We start from the raw sequence: 16524 nt of genomic DNA on the forward strand, positions 1-16524 counted from the left end.
CCGGACATTTCTGGAGAATATTATGCAATCAGTGGTTATCCATGCTGAGGGGACAGTGCGCGTTGAAGAACGCCCGATACCGGCCCTACAAACGGAAAACGATGTCCTGGTCAAAGTCGTCAGCTCTGGATTGTGCGGTTCTGATATTCCGCGCATCTTCGCCAAAGGCGCCCACTACTATCCCATCACCCTGGGTCACGAGTTCAGCGGTTATGTTGAATCTTACGGCTCAGCAGTGACCGACCTGCAACCGGGCGACGCGGTAGCCTGCGTGCCTCTGCTCCCCTGCTTTAGTTGTCCCCAATGTCAGCGCGAATATTACTCTCTCTGCAAGCAGTATCAGTTTGTCGGTTCGCGCAGCGAAGGCGGAAATGCGCAGTACGTGGTGGTTAAACGCGCCAACCTGTTCCGTCTGCCGGATCAGATGCCGATTGATGACGGCGCGTTTATTGAACCGATTACCGTCGGTCTGCACGCCTTTCATCTGGCGCAGGGCTGCGAAGGGAAAAACGTGATTATTATTGGCGCAGGCACGATTGGCCTGCTGGCGCTACAGTGCGCCCGCGAACTGGGCGCCAAAAGTATTACGGCTATTGATATCAACCCGCAGAAGCTGGAGCTGGCAAAAACGCTCGGCGCAACGCACGTCTTTAACAGTAAGGAGATGAGCGGCAAACAGATTCAAACGGCGCTGGAAGAGATTCAGTTCGACCAGTTGGTGCTGGAAACCGCCGGCACGCCGCAAACCGTGGCGCTGGGTATTGAGGTCGCCGGACCGCGCGCGCAGCTGGCGCTGGTGGGCACGTTGCACCATGATTTGACGCTGCCTTCCGCCACCTTTGGCCAGATTCTCCGTAAAGAGCTGACTATCGTTGGTAGCTGGATGAATTACTCCGGTCCGTGGCCGGGAGAAGAGTGGCAAACGGCGGCTCGGCTGCTGACGGAAAAACGCATTCAGCTTGCCCCGCTTATCGCCCACATCGGCGATGCCGAAAGCTTTGCCCGCGAAGTCCAGGCGCTCAACGGCGCGCCGATGCAGGGGAAAATCCTGCTTAAACTCTCCTGACCGCCTGAGCCAGCAATCTGCGCTGGCTCACATAACCTTTCGAAAATTATCGTTCAACTTTCATTATCCTTCGATTACACTAAGATCAGTTAATTATCAGGCAAATTAATATGAACTCATTCGAGCGAAGGAACAAAATTGTCGAAATGGTCAATACGCAGGGTAGCGTATTGGTGCTGGACCTTTCGAATCTCTTTGGCATCTCCGAAGTGACTATCCGGGCCGATCTCCGCTTGCTGGAGGAAAAGGGATTACTCACCCGCTTTCACGGCGGCGCCGCGAGGCCCGGCAGCAATTTAACCGAAGGAGATAGCCAGGAAGTGGTGCTGGAAGAGCGTTATCAACTGGCCAGCGACCCGAAAAAGCGAATAGCCCAGGCCGCGGCGGCAATGATTAGCGAAGGCATGACGGTGATCCTGGATAGCGGCAGCACCACCCTGCTGATTGCCGAGGCGCTGGTACGTATGACCAATATTACGGTGATTACCAATAGCTTACCCGCAGCGTTTACGCTTTCAGAAAATAAAGATATCACCCTGGTGGTGTGCGGTGGCACCGTGCGCCACAAAACGCACTCGATGCACGGCACCATCGCTGAACGCTCGCTTCAGGGCATCAGCGCCGATCTCATGTTCGTCGGCGCGGACGGTATCGACACCACCAACGGCATCACGACCTTCAACGAAGGCTACTCCATCAGCGGCGTCATGGCAGCCGCTGCGCATAAAGTCGTTGCCGTGCTGGATGCCAGCAAATTTAATCGTCGCGGCTTCAACCAGGTTCTGCCGATGGAAAAAATAAACTGCGTGATTACCGATGACGGGATTAGCGGGGAATATCTCGCTGAGTTAAAAAACACACCCATTGAGTTACAAATCGTCTAGACAACCCGGCAGATATTAAACATCTGCCTTTTGTCACTTGATAAATATTATAAAAACAAAATCTATAAAAATAGCTTGCTAACCGGTACGTTCATGAATTCATTTTTAATAAAATCAGTTCATAAACCCATTGCTGAAAACTTTTATTTAAACGTAAATTAAGCACATTTAACTTTACAGCGGATTACCATAAATACAATCCTAAAACCCACCTCATCCAATATGAATTCATAAAAAGTTCAATATAATCTTCGTCGTGATGATTTATGAAAAAAGCTTAATCACCATAAAAGATGTTTTCCAAAAAAAATACATGGATGAGGTAAAAAATGAATGTAATTGCAAAGTCCGTTGCAGTTGGATTACTGGCAATGGCTGCAGGCAGCGCCTGGGCAAGCGATGGTACTATTGAATTCACGGGTGAAATCACCACCTCTACCTGTGAATTCGCTAACGGCGATACGGTAAATGTTGAACTGGGCCATTACTCTAATACCCAGTTTAAAACCGTAGGCGACAAATCACCGACTACCCCGTTCACCATTCCGCTGACCAATTGCCCAACTGAAGCCTGGAAACATGTTGATGGCAGCGAAAGCAAGTCGTTCCAGCTCTGGCTGGAAACGCGTAATGGCGGTACTACGGGCGCAAATAACGATCTGGTTGCAGTAACGGGTTCGGCCACGCCTGCGACCGGCGTCGGTATTCGCATCGACCGCGCTTCCGACGGAGCCCAGCTGGCGCTCAATAAACTGAACGACACCCCGGTCACTTTTGATATCACGGGTGAACAAACGGACGTCAATCTGCAGGCTTACTACGTCTCTACCGTTGAATCTTCGGCCATCACCGCCGGGGAAGCGAACGCTTCCGTCGACGTTACCATCGATTATCGTTAATTCTCACGTTGTGCTTTTACCCACCATATGGTGGGTAAAACTTTTTATTGGAGCCGCAGGATGAAAGGGAAAACCCTAGTAGCATTGGCCTTGTTGCTTGGAGGATGGGTCAGCCAAAGCCTGGCCGGCGGGATCGTTCTGCAAACCACGCGGGTGATTTACGACGCCAGTAAAAAAGAGGCCGCCCTGCCCGTTGCCAATCACAGCAGCAAAATGCCCTATTTATTGCAATCATGGATTGATAATCCGCAAGGAACAATCCGCGGGCCGTTTATTATGACCCCGCCGCTGTTTCGCCTGAATGCCGGCGACGACTCCTCATTGCGCATTATTAAAACCGAAGGCAATTTGCCGGAAGATAAAGAGTCGCTGTTTTACGTTAACGTGCGGGCTATTCCGGCCCAATCGAAAAGTGAAGCGGAAAAAACCAACGCGCTGACCCTGGTATTTAAAACCAGAATAAAGCTTTTCTATCGCCCGGCGCATCTTAAAGGCGCCCCGCAGGATGCGTGGAAATCTATACAATATAAGAGAACGAATAATACCTTAGATATCTATAACCCATCCGCCTATTACGTGGTATTTGCCGGCATCGCATTGGGTAAAACAGATTTAACCAATCAGGTTGACTATATCGCTCCCGGCGAGCACAAACAAATTCCGCTACCTGCCGCATCGGGTAATACCGTGCAGTGGGCCGCCATCAATGACTATGGCGGTACCACGGCAAAAGAAACTCGGGTACTGCAATAACGCTTACGCAGGCAAGACGTAAATAACAATAAATAACGGATACGGGCAATCAGGGAATGCAAAGCAACACCACAGGGAAAAAAAACGTGCTGGCGCTTAAAAGCCTTGCTTACAGGGTCAGGCACGCTTTGCCGATGATGCTGGCCGGCAGCGGCCTGATATGCCATGTCGCGCAGGCCGATGACTTTTATTTCGATCCTTCGCTGCTGGAAACCAACAAAAGCGGCCTGCAAACGGTAGATCTATCAGCCTTCTCTCAGGACAGCGCCCAGCTACCCGGCGAGTATATCGTTGATATTTATATTAATAATAAGAAGCTGACGCAGCGTAAAATCCCGTTTGTCGCCGGAGATAACCACCAGCTTATCCCCCAGTTTACCGTCGGCCAGCTGCGCGAGCTGGGCTTTAAAGTTGATGAGATCCCGGCGCTGGCGAAGCTGGACGATGCAGCAAAAGTCACCAACCTCGCGCAAACGGTGCCGAACAGCAGCAGCGAGCTGGATCTCAACCACGGTAAGCTGAACATGAGCGTACCGCAAATTATGCTCTACCGCGATGCCAGAGGCTATGTTGACCCCTCCCGCTGGGACAATGGCATCCCGGTGCTGTTCACCAACTATAACTTTACCGGTTCAGAGAGCCGCTACGACGGCGGCGAGCGCAGCAGGCGCCAGTATCTGAACATGCAGAACGGCGCCAACCTCGGCCCGTGGCGGCTGCGCAACTACTCGACCTGGACGCACAACAGCGACACTTCGCAGTGGGACAGCATTAATACCTGGCTGCAGCGGGATATCAAAAGCCTCAAATCGCAGCTGGTGATGGGCGAAAGCGCGACTGACGGCAGCGTGTTCTCCAGCTATCAGTTTACCGGCGCGCGGCTCTATTCCGATGACAGCATGCTGCCTAACAGCCAGCGCGGCTTTGCGCCGACGATCCGCGGGATCGCTAACTCCAGCGCTATCGTGACGGTTCGTCAGAACGGTTACACCATTTACCAGAGCACCGTGCCTGCCGGCGCTTTCGAGATCAACGATCTGTATCCCTCCTCATTCAGCGGCGATTTAGACGTGACGATTGAAGAGGCTGACGGCACCACGCGCCATTTTGTACAGCCGTTCTCCTCCCTGCCGATGATGCAGCGGCCGGGGCATCTCAAATATAGCGTCACCGCCGGGCGCTTTCGGGCGGCAGGCTCGGAGGACAGTAAAGAACCGGAGTTCATTGAAACTACGGGGATTTACGGCCTGAGTAACACCTTTACGCTGTACGGCGGCCTGACGGGCTCCGAGGATTACCAGGCGTTAACTCTGGGTATCGGCGGTACGCTGGGAGAGTTTGGCGCCCTGTCGATGGATATTGGCCGGGCGGATACCCGCTTTGATAACGGCGACAGCGATTCCGGCTACAGCTGGCGCACCCAGTACATTAAAGATATTCCAGAGACCGGCACCAATCTATCGCTGGGCTATTACCGCTATACCAGCACTGGCTACTTCACGTTCTCAGATGCCAACCAGCGGGATATCGACGCCGGCGATCGGCAGAGCAGCGAAATCCAGTTCAGCATTAATCAGAATCTGTTTACCGGCGTCAGTTTTTACGCTTCCGGTTCGCAGCAGGAATACTGGGACAAAGGGCAGAAGGACAAAAACCTGTCGATTGGCCTTAGCGGCAACCTGTGGGGTGTCAGCTATAACGTCAGCGGCCAGTTTACCGATTATGCCGATCGCGACAGCGATCGTTCGCTGTCCATCAGCCTCAGCGTACCGCTGGACCGCTGGCTGCCGCACGCTAACGCCAACTGGCGGATCACCAGCCAGAAGGATCAAGCGACCCAGCATGAAGTCGGAATCAACGGCTCCCTACTGGAAGATAGCCGTCTGAGCTACAGCCTGAAACAGCGTCAGAGCGAGAATAACGACAGCAACGGCAGCAGCCTCTATGGCAGCTATCGTTCCGCCTACGGCACCGTCAACGCCGGTTACGATTACAGTTCCGATAACCGCCAGATGAGCTATGGCCTGGCCGGCGGCATCGTGGCGCACAGCCACGGCGTCACCTTGTCGCAGCCGCTGGGTAACGCCTTTGCGCTGATTGATGCCGATGGCGCCTCTGGTATACGCGTCAAAAACTATCCCGGAATCGCTACCGACTACTTCGGCTATGCCGTGATCCCCTACCTGACCTCTTATCAGGAGAACCGTATCTATCTGGATACCACCATGATGCCTGACGACGTCGACGTCACCCAGACCATGAAGCTGGTGGTTCCGAGTCAGGGAGCCGCTGTGACCGCGCAGTTTAGCGCCAAAGTTGGCCAGCGCGTGCTGCTGACGCTGACCGACAGAAACGGTAAACCGCTGCCGTTTGGCGCGATGGCCAGCAGCGAAAGCCAGCAGCAGCAGAGCATTGTTGATGAAGGCGGCGTGCTCTATCTCACCGGCGTCAACGAACGGCCGCAGGCCTGGAACGTGCGCTGGGGCAATGAAGAGCATCAGCAGTGCCGATTTACGTTTAGCCTGCCCGCTAACGGCCAGCGCGCAGCCTCCGTTATTCGCGCCACGACAACATGCCGCTAAGGAACATGACACCATGAAAAACGCGATTTATCTTTTAACCGGCGGCATTGCTCTCGCCCTGTTTGCCGCAGCACCGGCACGCGCGGCGATGGGCGGCTGCGAAGCCGTAGGCGGGCCTGCTAATTTTACTACCAGCTTTGCCAATGACTGGACAAAAGAGCAAAACGTCGCCGGAACTTTAATAGACATGACCTCCGGCACCAACTCCGGCGGCAGCTATAAAATGATTTGCGACTGCCCCGCCAACACCGGGGTTAACCTCTACTATTCAGCAACCACGCCGTTAGCTCACTCCGGCTATTCCGGATTTCAAAAATTAAACGACAGCCTGAATATTAAAACGGTGATTACCGATATACCCGGCGTATCGGCGCTTACGGTTCCTACTAACATAAACTCACCGGTTAGAGGCGAAGGTTATTTTAAGGCTGCAAACGATAATGGCGTATGCAGCGGCGATCCTGAAGATCAACGCGCCGGGACATTTACCGTAGGCAGTAACGTCAGCATTACCTTTCGCGTCACGAAATCTTTTTTAGGCCGGATGGAGATCCCCAGCACGCATATTGCTACCCTCCAGTCGGCCTGGAGTAGCACCGTTAATTATGCAAAAAACGTCTACAAAGATATTGCCGATATTTATCTCGAGGGCAGCATCACCGTTCCGCAAAGCTGTAAGATTAACGAAGGCGATGTCATTCGGGTCGACCTTGGGCAAATCAGCGCCTCAAAATTCACCACTAAGGACCACATGCCTGACGGATATACGCCTGTAAGGTTTGATATTGTCTACGATTGCGGGGATACATCCTTGTTTGGACAAAATGACTATATCAGTCTGGCTGTTCAGGGTGAAGACATCGCCGATCAGTACACATTAGCCGCCCGCCGTAGAGAATCAGATAATGTCGCGGATATTGGGATCCATATAAATAACCTTACCGCGGGGGCAGGTCTTATCACCGTTACAGGAGACTCTGGTATGACTTTAGCTGATTCGGCAGGCGTTCTCCATATGCGGGCATACCCCATTAATCTGGTCGGAGGGGCCCTACAGCCAGGGCCTTTCCGTACCTCTGCAACCCTCACCGCAACGGTTAGATAGCCAAGTCCGCCTTTCCTGACGCGCTATCAGGAAGGCGGTAATTCGCAGTATTACCCCTGCTGCTCCAGAGCATACTTATACAGCGCGTTTTTCTTCACGCCGTGAATTTCTGCGGCCAGGGCAGCGGCTTTTTTCAACGGTAGCTCGGCCTGCAGCAGGGCCAGCGTGCGCAGCGCCACCGCCGGCAGCGCCTCTTCCTGCGCTTTAAAACCCTCGACGATGAGCACCATCTCGCCTTTACGGCGGTTTTCATCTTCTTTCACCCATGCCAGCAGCTCGCCGATGGGCGCGCCGTGAATCGATTCCCAGGTTTTGGTTAGCTCTCGCGCCAGCACCACGTAGCGGGACTCGCCCAGTACCGTGCAGATATCTTCCAGGCTTTCCAGCAGGCGGTGGGTCGATTCATAGAAGATAATGGTGCGCGGCTCTTCTTCCAGCGCCTTCAGCGTATCGCGACGCCCTTTAGACTTCGCAGGCAGAAAACCTTCGTAGCAGAAACGATCCGACGGCAGCCCCGCCGCGCTCAGCGCCGCAATCGCCGCGCAGGGGCCGGGCAGCGGCACCACGCGGATATTGGCCTCGCGGCAGGTGCGCACCAGATGGTAACCGGGATCGTTAATCAGCGGGGTTCCGGCATCGGAAACCAGGGCGATGTTTTGCCCCTCTTTTAGCTTCGCCACCAGCGTTTCCGCTTTTTGCTGCTCGTTATGGTCATGAAGCGCAAATAACCGGGCGTTAATCGCAAAATGCTGCAGCAGCAAACCGGTATGGCGGGTATCCTCGGCCGCAACTAAATCAACGGCTTGCAACACTTCCAGCGCGCGTTGCGTGATATCAGACAGATTCCCTATCGGAGTGGGCACAATATAGAGCTGTCCCTGAGAATTATCTGCTGATTCGTGTTGTTTCATTGTCTCGTCCGTATTGCCGAATTAATATTGAGCATTGAGCCAAAAAAATATCACTGGACACATATGGTACCGTCAACATTTCTTCGTTCTAAACCCGTGCGTTGTCTGCCCGTACTGCTGGCCGCTCTGATCTTTGCCGGCTGCGGCACCCACACCCCGGACCAAAGCACGGCGTATTTGCAGGGTACGGCACAGGCAGACTCCAGTTACTATCTGCAACAGATGCAGCAAAGCTCGAATGATAGCAAGACCAACTGGCAATTACTCGCCATTCGTGCACTGCTGAAAGAAGGTAAGAAACCGCAGGCCGTTGAGCTGTTCAACCAGCTGCCGTCCGGTCTTAACGCTGCGCAAAGTCGCGAACGGTCGTTGCTGGCGGTAGAAGTGAAGCTGGCGCAGAACGACTTCCAGGGCGCGCAGGCGCTGCTGAGCAAACTCGATCCGGCAAGCTTTGAGCAGAACCAGCTGCCGCGCTACTGGCAGGCGCAAATTGACGCCAGCCAGGGGCAGCCTTCGCTGAACCTGCTGCGGGCCCTGGTCGCTCAGCAGCCGCTGCTGAGCCTGGCCGCGCAAAAGCAGAAGAACATCGACGCGACCTGGAAAGCGCTCACCGCGATGACCAAAGATCAGGCCTACGCGCTGGTGATTAACGCCGACGAGAACGTTCTGCAGGGCTGGCTGGACCTGCAGCGCATGTGGTTTGATAACCGCAGCGATCCGACAATGCTCAAAGCAGGCATCAAAGACTGGCAGACCCGCTATCCGCAAAACCCGGGCGCGAAAATGCTGCCGACGCAGCTCGTCAATATGCAAAACTACCAGGCCGCATCGACCAATAAAATCGCGCTGCTGCTGCCGCTTAACGGTCAGGCGGCCATTTTTGGCCGGACTATCCAGCAGGGCTTTGAAGCGGCGAAAAACGGCGCGCCTGCCGTTTCCGGAAGCGCGGTGCCCGCCCAGGTCGCCCAGGCGGCGAATGTTGCCGATAGCGCAGTGGTAAGCCCGTCGCAGGCGGAAGTAACCGATCTGACGGCGACGAACAGCGCTCAGGCGCCAGTACAAACGCCAGCTGCCGACCAGGCGCAAGCTCAGGCGCCGGTCACCGCACCGGAGGCGACATCCGCCCCGGCGCCGGAGACCACCAGCCAGCCGGTACAGGCACCGCAGACTCAGGCTGTGTCCGCCACCCCGGCTAACCCGGCCGCCGAGCTGAAAATCTATGACACCACCACGCAACCGATGAGCCAGCTACTGGCTCAGGTACAGCAGGACGGCGCGACCATCGTCGTCGGCCCGCTGCTGAAAGATAACGTCGAACAGGTCATCAAGAGCAATACCTCGCTGAACGTGCTGGCGCTCAACCAGCCGGAGAAAATCGAAAACCGGGTTAATATCTGCTATTTCGCCCTCTCTCCGGAAGACGAAGCTCGCGACGCGGCGCACCACATACACGATCAGGGTAAACAAACTCCGCTGCTGCTGGTGCCGCGCGGCGCGCTGGGCGATCGCGTGGTTAATGCCTTTGCCAATGAGTGGCTGAAGCTGGGGGGCGGCACGGTACTGCAACAGCGTTTAGGTTCCACGGCCGAGCTGCGCGGCAGCGTTAACAGCGGTATTTCATTAAGCGGTACGCCGGTTTCTACCCTGCCGTCAGCGCAGGACAGCGCTCTGGGAAGCCCGAGCGATGTGCCGGTCAGCAGCACCGGCGGCGTCGACGCCGCGTACATCCTGGCGACGCCGGAACAAATTGCTTACGTCAAGCCGATGATTGCCCTGCGTAACGGTAGCCAGAGCGGCGTGACGTTGTACGCCAGCTCCCGCAGCGCCCAGGGAACCTCCGGCCCGGACTTCCGTCTGGAGATGGAAGGCCTGCAATACAGCGAAATCCCGATGCTGGCGGGAAGCAACCCGGCGCTGCAGCAGCAGGCGCTGGCCGCCGTTCGTAACGACTACTCGCTGGCGCGCCTGTACGCCATGGGCGCCGACGCCTGGTCTCTGGCCAACCACTTCTCGCAGATGCGCCAGGTGCCAGGCTTTGAGCTGAACGGCAATACCGGCGATCTTACGGCCACGCAGGATTGCGTGATCAACAGGAAACTGTCATGGCTCAAATACCAGGGTGGGCAAATCGTCGCAGCCAACTAAGTAAACAGACCGGCGATGCCTGGGAAATGCAGGCGCGCCGCTGGCTGGAGCGCCAGGGTTTGCGCTTTATCGCCGCCAACGTCCGCGAGCGCGGCGGCGAGATTGACCTCATCATGCGCGACGGTAGCGTCACCGTATTTGTCGAAGTACGCTATCGTCGCAGCGCAAGCTACGGCGATGCCGCTTCCAGCGTCACGCCGCAAAAGCAACAAAGACTGCTCAAAGCCGCGCGTCTGTGGCTCTGCCGACAGAATGGGAGCTTTGAGACTGTGGATTGCCGTTTCGATGTGGTAGCCTTCACCGGAAACGACATCCAATGGCTAAAAAACGCCTTTGGCGAATAGCGTATACCCAAAATAATTGGAGTTGCAGGACAAAGCACTTGTGCTTTGAACAGCGCTGGCGCTGGCCCCGAAGGGGCGAGACCGCAGGCCGAGTAACGCGGCAAGCGAGAAAGTCCCGATGAGCTGACTCAAGTCAGTGATTCGGGCGAACGAGCGTAGCCAACGCACAAGCAACCTGAAGTATGATGGGTAAAATGAATTAAGGGATCCCGTGCTCGACAGAATCAAAGCCTGCTTCACCGAAAGCATTCAAACCCAAATTGCAGCAGCGGAAGCACTCCCGGACGCCATCTCCCGTGCGGCTATGACGCTCGTACAATCGCTGCTGAACGGCAACAAAATTCTCTGTTGTGGTAATGGCACTTCCGCCGCCAACGCACAGCATTTTGCTGCCAGCATGATTAATCGTTTCGAAACTGAACGCCCTGGTTTACCCGCCATTGCACTAAATACCGATAATGTGGTCTTAACCGCAATTGCCAACGATCGCCTGCATGATGAAATCTATGCCAAGCAGGTGCGGGCGTTGGGACACGCCGGCGACGTACTGCTGGCGATTTCTACGCGCGGCAATAGCCGGGATATCGTGAAAGCCGTGGAAGCGGCGGTCACCCGCGATATGACTATCGTGGCGTTAACCGGTTATGACGGCGGTGAACTGGCTGGCCTCTTAGGGCAGCAGGACGTCGAAATCCGCATTCCCTCGCATCGCAGCGCGCGAATTCAGGAAATGCATATGCTCACCGTCAATTGTCTGTGCGATTTGATCGATAACACGCTTTTTCCACACCAGGACGATTAAGGAGAACACATGAAGGCTCTCTCGCCCCTCGCCATTCTGCTGTCTGCGCTACTGCTTCAGGGATGCGTTGCCGCAGCGGTAGTTGGCACGGCAGCGGTCGGCACCAAAGCCGCGACGGACCCGCGTACGGTAGGTACTCAGGTGGATGACAGCACGCTGGAGCTACGCGTCAACAGCGCGCTATCCAAAGATGAACAAATTAAGAAACAGGCCCGCATCAACGTGACCGCCTACCAGGGTAAAGTCCTGCTGACCGGTCAGTCTCCAACGCCAGACCTCTCCGCGCGCGCGAAGCAAATCGCAATGGGCGTAGAAGGGACAACGGAGGTGTTTAATGAAGTGCGTCAGGGCCAGCCGATCGGCTTAGGTACCGCCTCTTCGGATACCTGGATCACCACCAAAGTCCGCTCCCAGCTGCTGGGTACCGACCAGGTGAAATCCTCCAACGTGAAGGTAACAACCGAAAATGGCGAAGTGTTCCTGATGGGTCTGGTTACCGACCGTGAAGGACGCGCGGCGGCGGATATCGCCAGCCGGGTAAGCGGCGTGACTCGCGTCACCACCGCTTTTACCTATATCAAGTAAACGTTAACCCTCCCGGCTTGCGCTTTGCTGAGCCGGGCTACGGGTTCATCGCCTGCTGTAGGCCCGTAGCCCGAACAGGCGCACAGCGCCGCCTCCGGGAAGGTCATCAGCAAGCCCGGACAGGCGCGCAGCGCCGCCTCCGGGAAAGTCATCAGATTAAAGCCAGCCCGCCAACCACCGCGCCGCACAGCGCCACCAGTCCGCCAGTCAGCCACAGCGCCTTCGCCGGAAACGCTTTCCGCAGCATAATCAGTGACGGTACGCTGACAGCAGGCAGCGTAATCAGCAGCGCCAGCGCGGGCGCCACGCCCATACCTGCCAGCATCATCGTCTGCACTATCGGAATCTCCGCCGCCGTCGGAATAACAAACAGGCAGCCGGCAATCGCCATAGCAATCACCCAGAACAGCGTGTTATCCACCACCCCATCGGCATGAGGGAATAACCACACCCGCGCGGCTCCCAGCACCAGCACCGCCAGAATATAAACCGGGATAGTGTTCCAGAACAGCGTCCAGAGAGCGCGCAGCCAGCGGCTAAAGAAACCGTCCTGCACGGTTACAACCGGCTGTTCAGGCACCGAAACCGGCTGCGTCGCCGCCTCTTTTACCCATTTCTGCACCAGCGTTGCGACCACCAGCACCGTCGCCAGCCCAGCCAGCAGGCGCACCAGCGCAAACTGCCAGCCCAGCACAAAGCCCATAAACACCAGCGTCGCCGGATTGAGCAGCGGATTGCCCAGCCAGAACGCCAGCGCGCCGCCCATCGAGGCCTGCTGTTTACGCATTCCTGCCGCCACCGGCGCGGCGCAGCAGGTACACATCATGCCCGGCAGAGAGAATACGGTTCCCAGCAGCGTACCGCGAAAACGCGCCTGCCCCAGCGTGCGTAGCAGCCAGTCACGCGGGATCAGCACCTGAATCAGCGAACCCAGCAGCACGCCCAGGACCGCCGCTTTCCATACGGCCAGGAAATAGACCAGGGCGTAATCCCAGGCCGCAGCGAAAGGGTTAGCGTTACTGTTAGCAAGGATGGATTTGCCGATACTGTGCGTCTCTGCGGCGGTGAAGGCTTTGCCATAGTAGGGTTGCCATTTAACGAACCACAGACCAACGATAACGACGAGAAAAAAGAGCGCGGGCTTCCACCATTGAAACGGTGATGCCGCCTGAGATGAAGACTGACCAGCCATAGCATTCCCCGGGGAGTGTCATGATAAATTGAGGACATGAATACTACGCCTCCGGGGAAATTTTGGAAATCAGTAATCCCCCGAGCGTGCCGCCCTTTCGCGCAGCTGCGACGAAGAGAGAATTTGTACGCCCTCCTGCGTGGGCGATAGCGCCTCCGCGAGTAGCGCGCTCGCTACGTCCCGCGCCTCTATTGACTTCAGATTTCCCGGCAGCAGATTGAAAATCGGCGCAAAGAGCGTTTCGCCGGCGCGTTTTTTTTCGCGCTCGCCTATCAGCATTGACGGGCGGGCAATGGTCAGGCGCGGCCACTGCTGCGCAATCAGCGCCTCTTCCATCTCACCCTTTACACGATTATAGAAAAAGGGCGAATGCGCATTGGCCCCCATCGCGCTGACGACCAGCATATGCTGCGCGCCCAGCTTTTTTCCCACCAGCGCGGTATCAATGACCAGCGTATAATCGGCATGCACAAACGCCTCTTTGCTACCCGCTTCCCGGCGGGTAGTCCCCAGACAGCAGAAAACGATATCTATCGGATCGACAACCTGCGCCAGGGCGTCCGTTAGCTGCGGATCGTGGGGGTTAAAGACGCCGGAGATATCGGCCAGCGGCCGACGCGTCGGGGCGGCAACGGACTTAACGCCCGGCGCGTTGAGTAGCATTCGAAGTAAGTGACCGCCAACTAACCCGGTTGCCCCCGTTATCAGTACCTGACTCATCGAAACTCCTTTGCAGATTTTTCTATGTTGCGATCCCAGCCTCATGTTCCAGACTTAATACTCTACGAGGTAATTATCCATCATCATCAGGGAAATGCCTCATTCCACACCAAAACACTGGAGGAAGAATGAGTAAGAAGATAGCCGTTTTAATTACCGACGACTTTGAAGACTCGGAGTTCACCTCACCCGCGGACGCCTATCGTCTGGCCGGTCATGAGGTCGTGACGATTGAAAAACAGGCGGGGAAGAAGGTAAAAGGGAAAAAAAGGGAAGCTGAAGTCGTTATCGATAAAGCCATTGATGACGTCACCCCTGCCGACTTCGACGCTCTGCTGCTACCGGGCGGTTATTCACCGGACGCGCTGCGCGGAGACGAACGCTTTGTCACCTTCACCCGCGATTTTGTGAACAGCGGCAAACCGGTATTCGCCATCTGTCACGGTCCGCAGCTGTTGATTAGCGCCGATGTGATTCGCGGGCGTAAGCTGACGGCCGTGAAGCCTATCATCGTCGACGTGAAAAACGCCGGTGGCGAATTCTACGATCAGGAAGTGGTTATCGACAACGAGCAGCTGGTGACCAGCAGAACCCCGGACGACCTGCCGGCGTTTAATCGAGAAGCTTTACGTCTGCTCGGTGCCTGATTCACGCAGCCAGTGCAGCTTTTTACCAAAGCCCAGCGTGTTATCGGTGAACTTAAGCTCATCGGGGAGAATCTCCCAGACGGGCGCCGATAGCATGCGGGCAACCGGAAAACGGCTGACGTAACGCTTACGCATCGCCGCCTCTTCCTCCCCGGACAGGCGGCGAATTTGGCCTTTAAACTGGACGCCGCGGATCAAGGCGACGGTCTTCGGCTGGCCGTTTACCGTTCCGGCCACCCTGGCGCCTTTCCCGGTCATCTGGCCGTGGCGCGTTTTTTCATCGCTAAGCAAATAAAAGGCGACCTTTTCCGGGTCATAAACGTAAAAGGCATTGGCGCACCACAGCTCGTCATCGCGGGCGACGCACCAGGTCACGACATGCTGCTTTCCCAGCCAACGGCTGATAGCGGCGAGCGTATCCATCTTTACTCTCCAGTATGTTATGGTGCTCACACCTTAACATAGCGACCTCTGTACCGTGTGCTGGTTTCTCTATCTGATTCGTACCGCCGATAATCGCCTTTATACCGGGATTACTACCGATGTCTCACGCCGCTTTTGCCAGCACCAGGACGGCAAAGGCGCGAAAGCGCTGCGTGGTAAGGGAGAGCTTCAGCTGGCCTTCAGCCAGGAAGTTGGTGAACACTCACTAGCATTACGGCTGGAGTATCGTATCAAGCAGCTAACGAAGCGCCAGAAAGAGCGCCTCGTTGCCGGAGACGGTTCGTTTGAGGCGCTGCTGGAAAGCCTCAGAAGCGGTTAAAGTGGTCGCTGTATTCGACCAGCCCGCTGACGCCATCAAGGGCGTTATCGGCCAGGCGGTGAACCTGGAAAGCATCCGCGCTATCCGGCCAACGGCAGTGCAGATTAAAACGCGCTGCGGGTTCAAAGCCCAGACGACCATAAAGCGCCGGATCGCCAAGGGTGACAACAGCGGCATAGCCAAACTCGTTCAGTGAATCGAGCCCTTCATAGACCAGCTGACGACCGATGCCCTGACCGCGGTAGCTTTCATCGACCGCCAGCGGAGCCAGTCCAACCCACTGCAGCTCTTCGCCTTCAACGGCAACCGGGCTAAAGGCCGCATAGCCCACGACCTGACCTTCGTCATCCGTCGCCACCACGCCCAGCGTGATCAGGCCATCTTCACGTAGGCTGTGCACCAGCTGCGCTTCCGCATCGCTGCCGAAGGTACGACGCAATAGCGCGTCGATTCCCGGTGCATCAATCCCAATTTCTACTCGAATCAGCATGCCTCACCTACCGATGTCTGTTCAGGTTTCTGCGGGCCTTTCAGGCCTGCTTCAACAAAGTCCGCCAGCTGCAGCAGCATAATACGCAGCGCCTTGGGCATCTGCTCCAGCTCAATGGCATCCATCAGGTTTTTTACATAAAGACCCAGCTCGGTATCGCCTTCGATAACCAGGCGACGCTGGAAGAACAACGTATCCGGATCCTGCTTGCGCGCCGCAATCATCAGCAGGTCGCTGGCGTCGGCGCTAAAGCTGACGTCCGCTTCAGCCTCCGGGCTGACCACCAGACGGCCGTTAATCACCGAGGTATACCACAGCAGGCCGATATCACGCACATGAATACTTAACCAGCGCCCCTCGAGAAAATCCAGTTCCCCATCCGCCAGCGCCTGGCGAAACTGCCAGCTTAATACTTGTTCCAGCACCTGGCGCTTGAGGGCAAAAGGCGCCAGCTTAACCGGCACGCTTATTAACGACGGGCCAAAGTGAACCAGTTGGGAACGCAGTTTATCCAACACAAGCTTTACTCCATGAATGCAATAGTTCCTCTATTGTGCCATATCAAATAAACGACATAGCGGCGTAAATCAACAAAATCACAATGTCGGGCCGCTGGTATTGATCCCGCCAATACGC

At 56.0% G+C, this 16524-nt stretch carries 19 protein-coding genes; 12 read left to right on the forward strand and 7 right to left on the reverse strand.

Features of this window, described 5'->3' with window-relative positions; genetic code table 11:
- Positions 1-22: 22 nt before the first annotated feature.
- The 6 genes from gatD (at position 23) to KO1_RS23550 (ending at position 7289) form a co-directional block, all read left to right on the forward strand.
- On the forward strand, positions 23-1066 hold the full coding sequence (gatD, locus tag KO1_RS23525; protein WP_004115763.1) for a galactitol-1-phosphate 5-dehydrogenase: 1044 nt from the start codon (positions 23-25) through the stop codon (positions 1064-1066).
- 110 nt (positions 1067-1176) lie between these two features.
- Positions 1177-1950: a DeoR/GlpR family DNA-binding transcription regulator gene (locus tag KO1_RS23530; protein ID WP_004106029.1), complete on the forward strand. Its 774-nt coding sequence runs from the start codon at positions 1177-1179 to the stop codon at positions 1948-1950.
- Positions 1951-2279: 329 nt separating this feature from the next.
- Positions 2280-2849: a fimbrial protein gene (locus KO1_RS23535; protein ID WP_004106030.1), complete on the forward strand. Its 570-nt coding sequence runs from the start codon at positions 2280-2282 to the stop codon at positions 2847-2849.
- 60 nt (positions 2850-2909) lie between these two features.
- Positions 2910-3602 carry a fimbrial biogenesis chaperone gene (locus KO1_RS23540; RefSeq protein ID WP_004106031.1) on the forward strand — a complete coding sequence of 231 codons (693 nt, stop codon included), beginning with the start codon at positions 2910-2912 and terminating at the stop codon, positions 3600-3602.
- Between the two features lie 56 nt (positions 3603-3658).
- Positions 3659-6184 carry a fimbria/pilus outer membrane usher protein gene (locus tag KO1_RS23545; RefSeq protein WP_064407130.1) on the forward strand — a complete coding sequence of 842 codons (2526 nt, stop codon included), beginning with the start codon at positions 3659-3661 and terminating at the stop codon, positions 6182-6184.
- 13 nt (positions 6185-6197) lie between these two features.
- A complete protein-coding gene (locus KO1_RS23550) occupies positions 6198-7289 on the forward strand; it encodes a fimbrial protein (RefSeq protein ID WP_064407132.1) in 1092 nt (363 codons plus the stop codon).
- Between the two features lie 50 nt (positions 7290-7339).
- On the opposite strand, the gene rsmI is transcribed toward KO1_RS23550, so the two are convergent.
- Entirely contained in the window at positions 7340-8200 is an 861-nt protein-coding gene (gene rsmI / locus KO1_RS23555; protein ID WP_016809836.1) for a 16S rRNA (cytidine(1402)-2'-O)-methyltransferase, read from the reverse strand.
- A 63-nt stretch (positions 8201-8263) separates the two neighbouring features.
- Between rsmI and KO1_RS23560 the strand changes: the two genes are divergently transcribed.
- The 4 genes from KO1_RS23560 (at position 8264) to dolP (ending at position 12076) form a co-directional block, all read left to right on the forward strand.
- On the forward strand, positions 8264-10345 hold the full coding sequence (locus tag KO1_RS23560) for a penicillin-binding protein activator (RefSeq protein WP_049591514.1): 2082 nt from the start codon (positions 8264-8266) through the stop codon (positions 10343-10345).
- On the forward strand, positions 10303-10689 hold the full coding sequence (locus tag KO1_RS23565; RefSeq protein ID WP_004106044.1) for a YraN family protein: 387 nt from the start codon (positions 10303-10305) through the stop codon (positions 10687-10689). Before KO1_RS23560 ends, KO1_RS23565 begins: the two co-directional genes overlap by 43 nt.
- A gap of 211 nt (positions 10690-10900) precedes the next feature.
- Positions 10901-11491, forward strand: coding sequence for a DnaA initiator-associating protein DiaA (diaA, locus tag KO1_RS23570; protein WP_002918211.1), 591 nt, complete (start codon positions 10901-10903; stop codon positions 11489-11491).
- A 9-nt stretch (positions 11492-11500) separates the two neighbouring features.
- Positions 11501-12076 carry a division/outer membrane stress-associated lipid-binding lipoprotein gene (gene dolP, locus KO1_RS23575; RefSeq protein WP_004106049.1) on the forward strand — a complete coding sequence of 192 codons (576 nt, stop codon included), beginning with the start codon at positions 11501-11503 and terminating at the stop codon, positions 12074-12076.
- On the opposite strand, the gene KO1_RS28450 is transcribed toward dolP, so the two are convergent.
- From KO1_RS28450 to KO1_RS23585, 3 genes are all read right to left on the reverse strand, one after another.
- A complete protein-coding gene (locus KO1_RS28450) occupies positions 12064-12228 on the reverse strand; it encodes a hypothetical protein (RefSeq protein ID WP_159442762.1) in 165 nt (54 codons plus the stop codon). The genes dolP and KO1_RS28450 overlap by 13 nt on opposite strands.
- The gene (locus KO1_RS23580; protein WP_023330085.1) at positions 12228-13268 is read right to left on the reverse strand and encodes a permease; all 1041 of its coding nucleotides are present in this window, start codon (positions 13266-13268) and stop codon (positions 12228-12230) included. Before KO1_RS23580 ends, KO1_RS28450 begins: the two co-directional genes overlap by 1 nt.
- A 69-nt stretch (positions 13269-13337) precedes the next feature.
- Positions 13338-13988, reverse strand: a complete 651-nt coding sequence (locus KO1_RS23585; RefSeq protein WP_004106052.1) for an NAD(P)H-binding protein — start codon at positions 13986-13988, stop codon at positions 13338-13340.
- Between the two features lie 128 nt (positions 13989-14116).
- On the opposite strand from KO1_RS23585, the gene KO1_RS23590 reads away from it, so the two are divergent.
- Positions 14117-14635, forward strand: a complete 519-nt coding sequence (locus KO1_RS23590) for a type 1 glutamine amidotransferase domain-containing protein (protein ID WP_064407134.1) — start codon at positions 14117-14119, stop codon at positions 14633-14635.
- Here the strand turns inward: KO1_RS23590 and KO1_RS23595 are convergent.
- The gene (locus KO1_RS23595; RefSeq protein ID WP_004106054.1) at positions 14615-15058 is read right to left on the reverse strand and encodes a YhbP family protein; all 444 of its coding nucleotides are present in this window, start codon (positions 15056-15058) and stop codon (positions 14615-14617) included. The two genes, KO1_RS23590 and KO1_RS23595, sit on opposite strands and share 21 nt — an antisense overlap.
- Before the next feature lie 55 nt (positions 15059-15113).
- Between KO1_RS23595 and KO1_RS23600 the strand changes: the two genes are divergently transcribed.
- Positions 15114-15398, forward strand: a complete 285-nt coding sequence (locus tag KO1_RS23600; protein ID WP_004115802.1) for a GIY-YIG nuclease family protein — start codon at positions 15114-15116, stop codon at positions 15396-15398.
- Here KO1_RS23600 and KO1_RS23605 read toward each other — a convergent pair.
- Together KO1_RS23605 and ubiT are read right to left on the reverse strand one after the other, a co-directional pair.
- On the reverse strand, positions 15385-15888 hold the full coding sequence (locus tag KO1_RS23605; RefSeq protein ID WP_004115804.1) for a GNAT family N-acetyltransferase: 504 nt from the start codon (positions 15886-15888) through the stop codon (positions 15385-15387). The two genes, KO1_RS23600 and KO1_RS23605, sit on opposite strands and share 14 nt — an antisense overlap.
- On the reverse strand, positions 15882-16406 hold the full coding sequence (gene ubiT, locus KO1_RS23610; RefSeq protein WP_017145355.1) for a ubiquinone anaerobic biosynthesis accessory factor UbiT: 525 nt from the start codon (positions 16404-16406) through the stop codon (positions 15882-15884). The genes KO1_RS23605 and ubiT overlap by 7 nt, the downstream gene beginning before the upstream one ends.
- Positions 16407-16524 lie beyond the last annotated feature (118 nt).

The organism is Klebsiella oxytoca NBRC 105695, assembly GCF_001598695.1.
GTDB classification, from domain to species: Bacteria; Pseudomonadota; Gammaproteobacteria; order Enterobacterales; family Enterobacteriaceae; genus Klebsiella; species Klebsiella oxytoca.

Excerpts from the sequence above, each read along its gene's own strand:
- KO1_RS23545 (WP_064407130.1), top strand. The coding sequence starts at position 3,659 with ATGCAAAGCAACACCACAGGGAAAAAAAACGTGCTGGCGCTTAAAAGC.
- KO1_RS23550 (WP_064407132.1), top strand. The coding sequence starts at position 6,198 with ATGAAAAACGCGATTTATCTTTTAACCGGCGGCATTGCTCTCGCCCTG.
- rsmI (WP_016809836.1), bottom strand. The coding sequence starts at position 8,200 with ATGAAACAACACGAATCAGCAGATAATTCTCAGGGACAGCTCTATATT.
- KO1_RS23560 (WP_049591514.1), top strand. The coding sequence starts at position 8,264 with ATGGTACCGTCAACATTTCTTCGTTCTAAACCCGTGCGTTGTCTGCCC.
- KO1_RS28450 (WP_159442762.1), bottom strand. The coding sequence starts at position 12,228 with ATGACTTTCCCGGAGGCGGCGCTGCGCGCCTGTCCGGGCTTGCTGATG.
- KO1_RS23590 (WP_064407134.1), top strand. The coding sequence starts at position 14,117 with ATGAGTAAGAAGATAGCCGTTTTAATTACCGACGACTTTGAAGACTCG.
- KO1_RS23530 (WP_004106029.1), top strand. The coding sequence starts at position 1,177 with ATGAACTCATTCGAGCGAAGGAACAAAATTGTCGAAATGGTCAATACG.
- KO1_RS23585 (WP_004106052.1), bottom strand. The coding sequence starts at position 13,988 with ATGAGTCAGGTACTGATAACGGGGGCAACCGGGTTAGTTGGCGGTCAC.
- KO1_RS23535 (WP_004106030.1), top strand. The coding sequence starts at position 2,280 with ATGAATGTAATTGCAAAGTCCGTTGCAGTTGGATTACTGGCAATGGCT.
- KO1_RS23565 (WP_004106044.1), top strand. The coding sequence starts at position 10,303 with ATGGCTCAAATACCAGGGTGGGCAAATCGTCGCAGCCAACTAAGTAAA.
- KO1_RS23605 (WP_004115804.1), bottom strand. The coding sequence starts at position 15,888 with ATGCTGATTCGAGTAGAAATTGGGATTGATGCACCGGGAATCGACGCG.
- gatD (WP_004115763.1), top strand. The coding sequence starts at position 23 with ATGCAATCAGTGGTTATCCATGCTGAGGGGACAGTGCGCGTTGAAGAA.
- KO1_RS23540 (WP_004106031.1), top strand. The coding sequence starts at position 2,910 with ATGAAAGGGAAAACCCTAGTAGCATTGGCCTTGTTGCTTGGAGGATGG.
- KO1_RS23580 (WP_023330085.1), bottom strand. The coding sequence starts at position 13,268 with ATGGCTGGTCAGTCTTCATCTCAGGCGGCATCACCGTTTCAATGGTGG.
- dolP (WP_004106049.1), top strand. The coding sequence starts at position 11,501 with ATGAAGGCTCTCTCGCCCCTCGCCATTCTGCTGTCTGCGCTACTGCTT.
- KO1_RS23595 (WP_004106054.1), bottom strand. The coding sequence starts at position 15,058 with ATGGATACGCTCGCCGCTATCAGCCGTTGGCTGGGAAAGCAGCATGTC.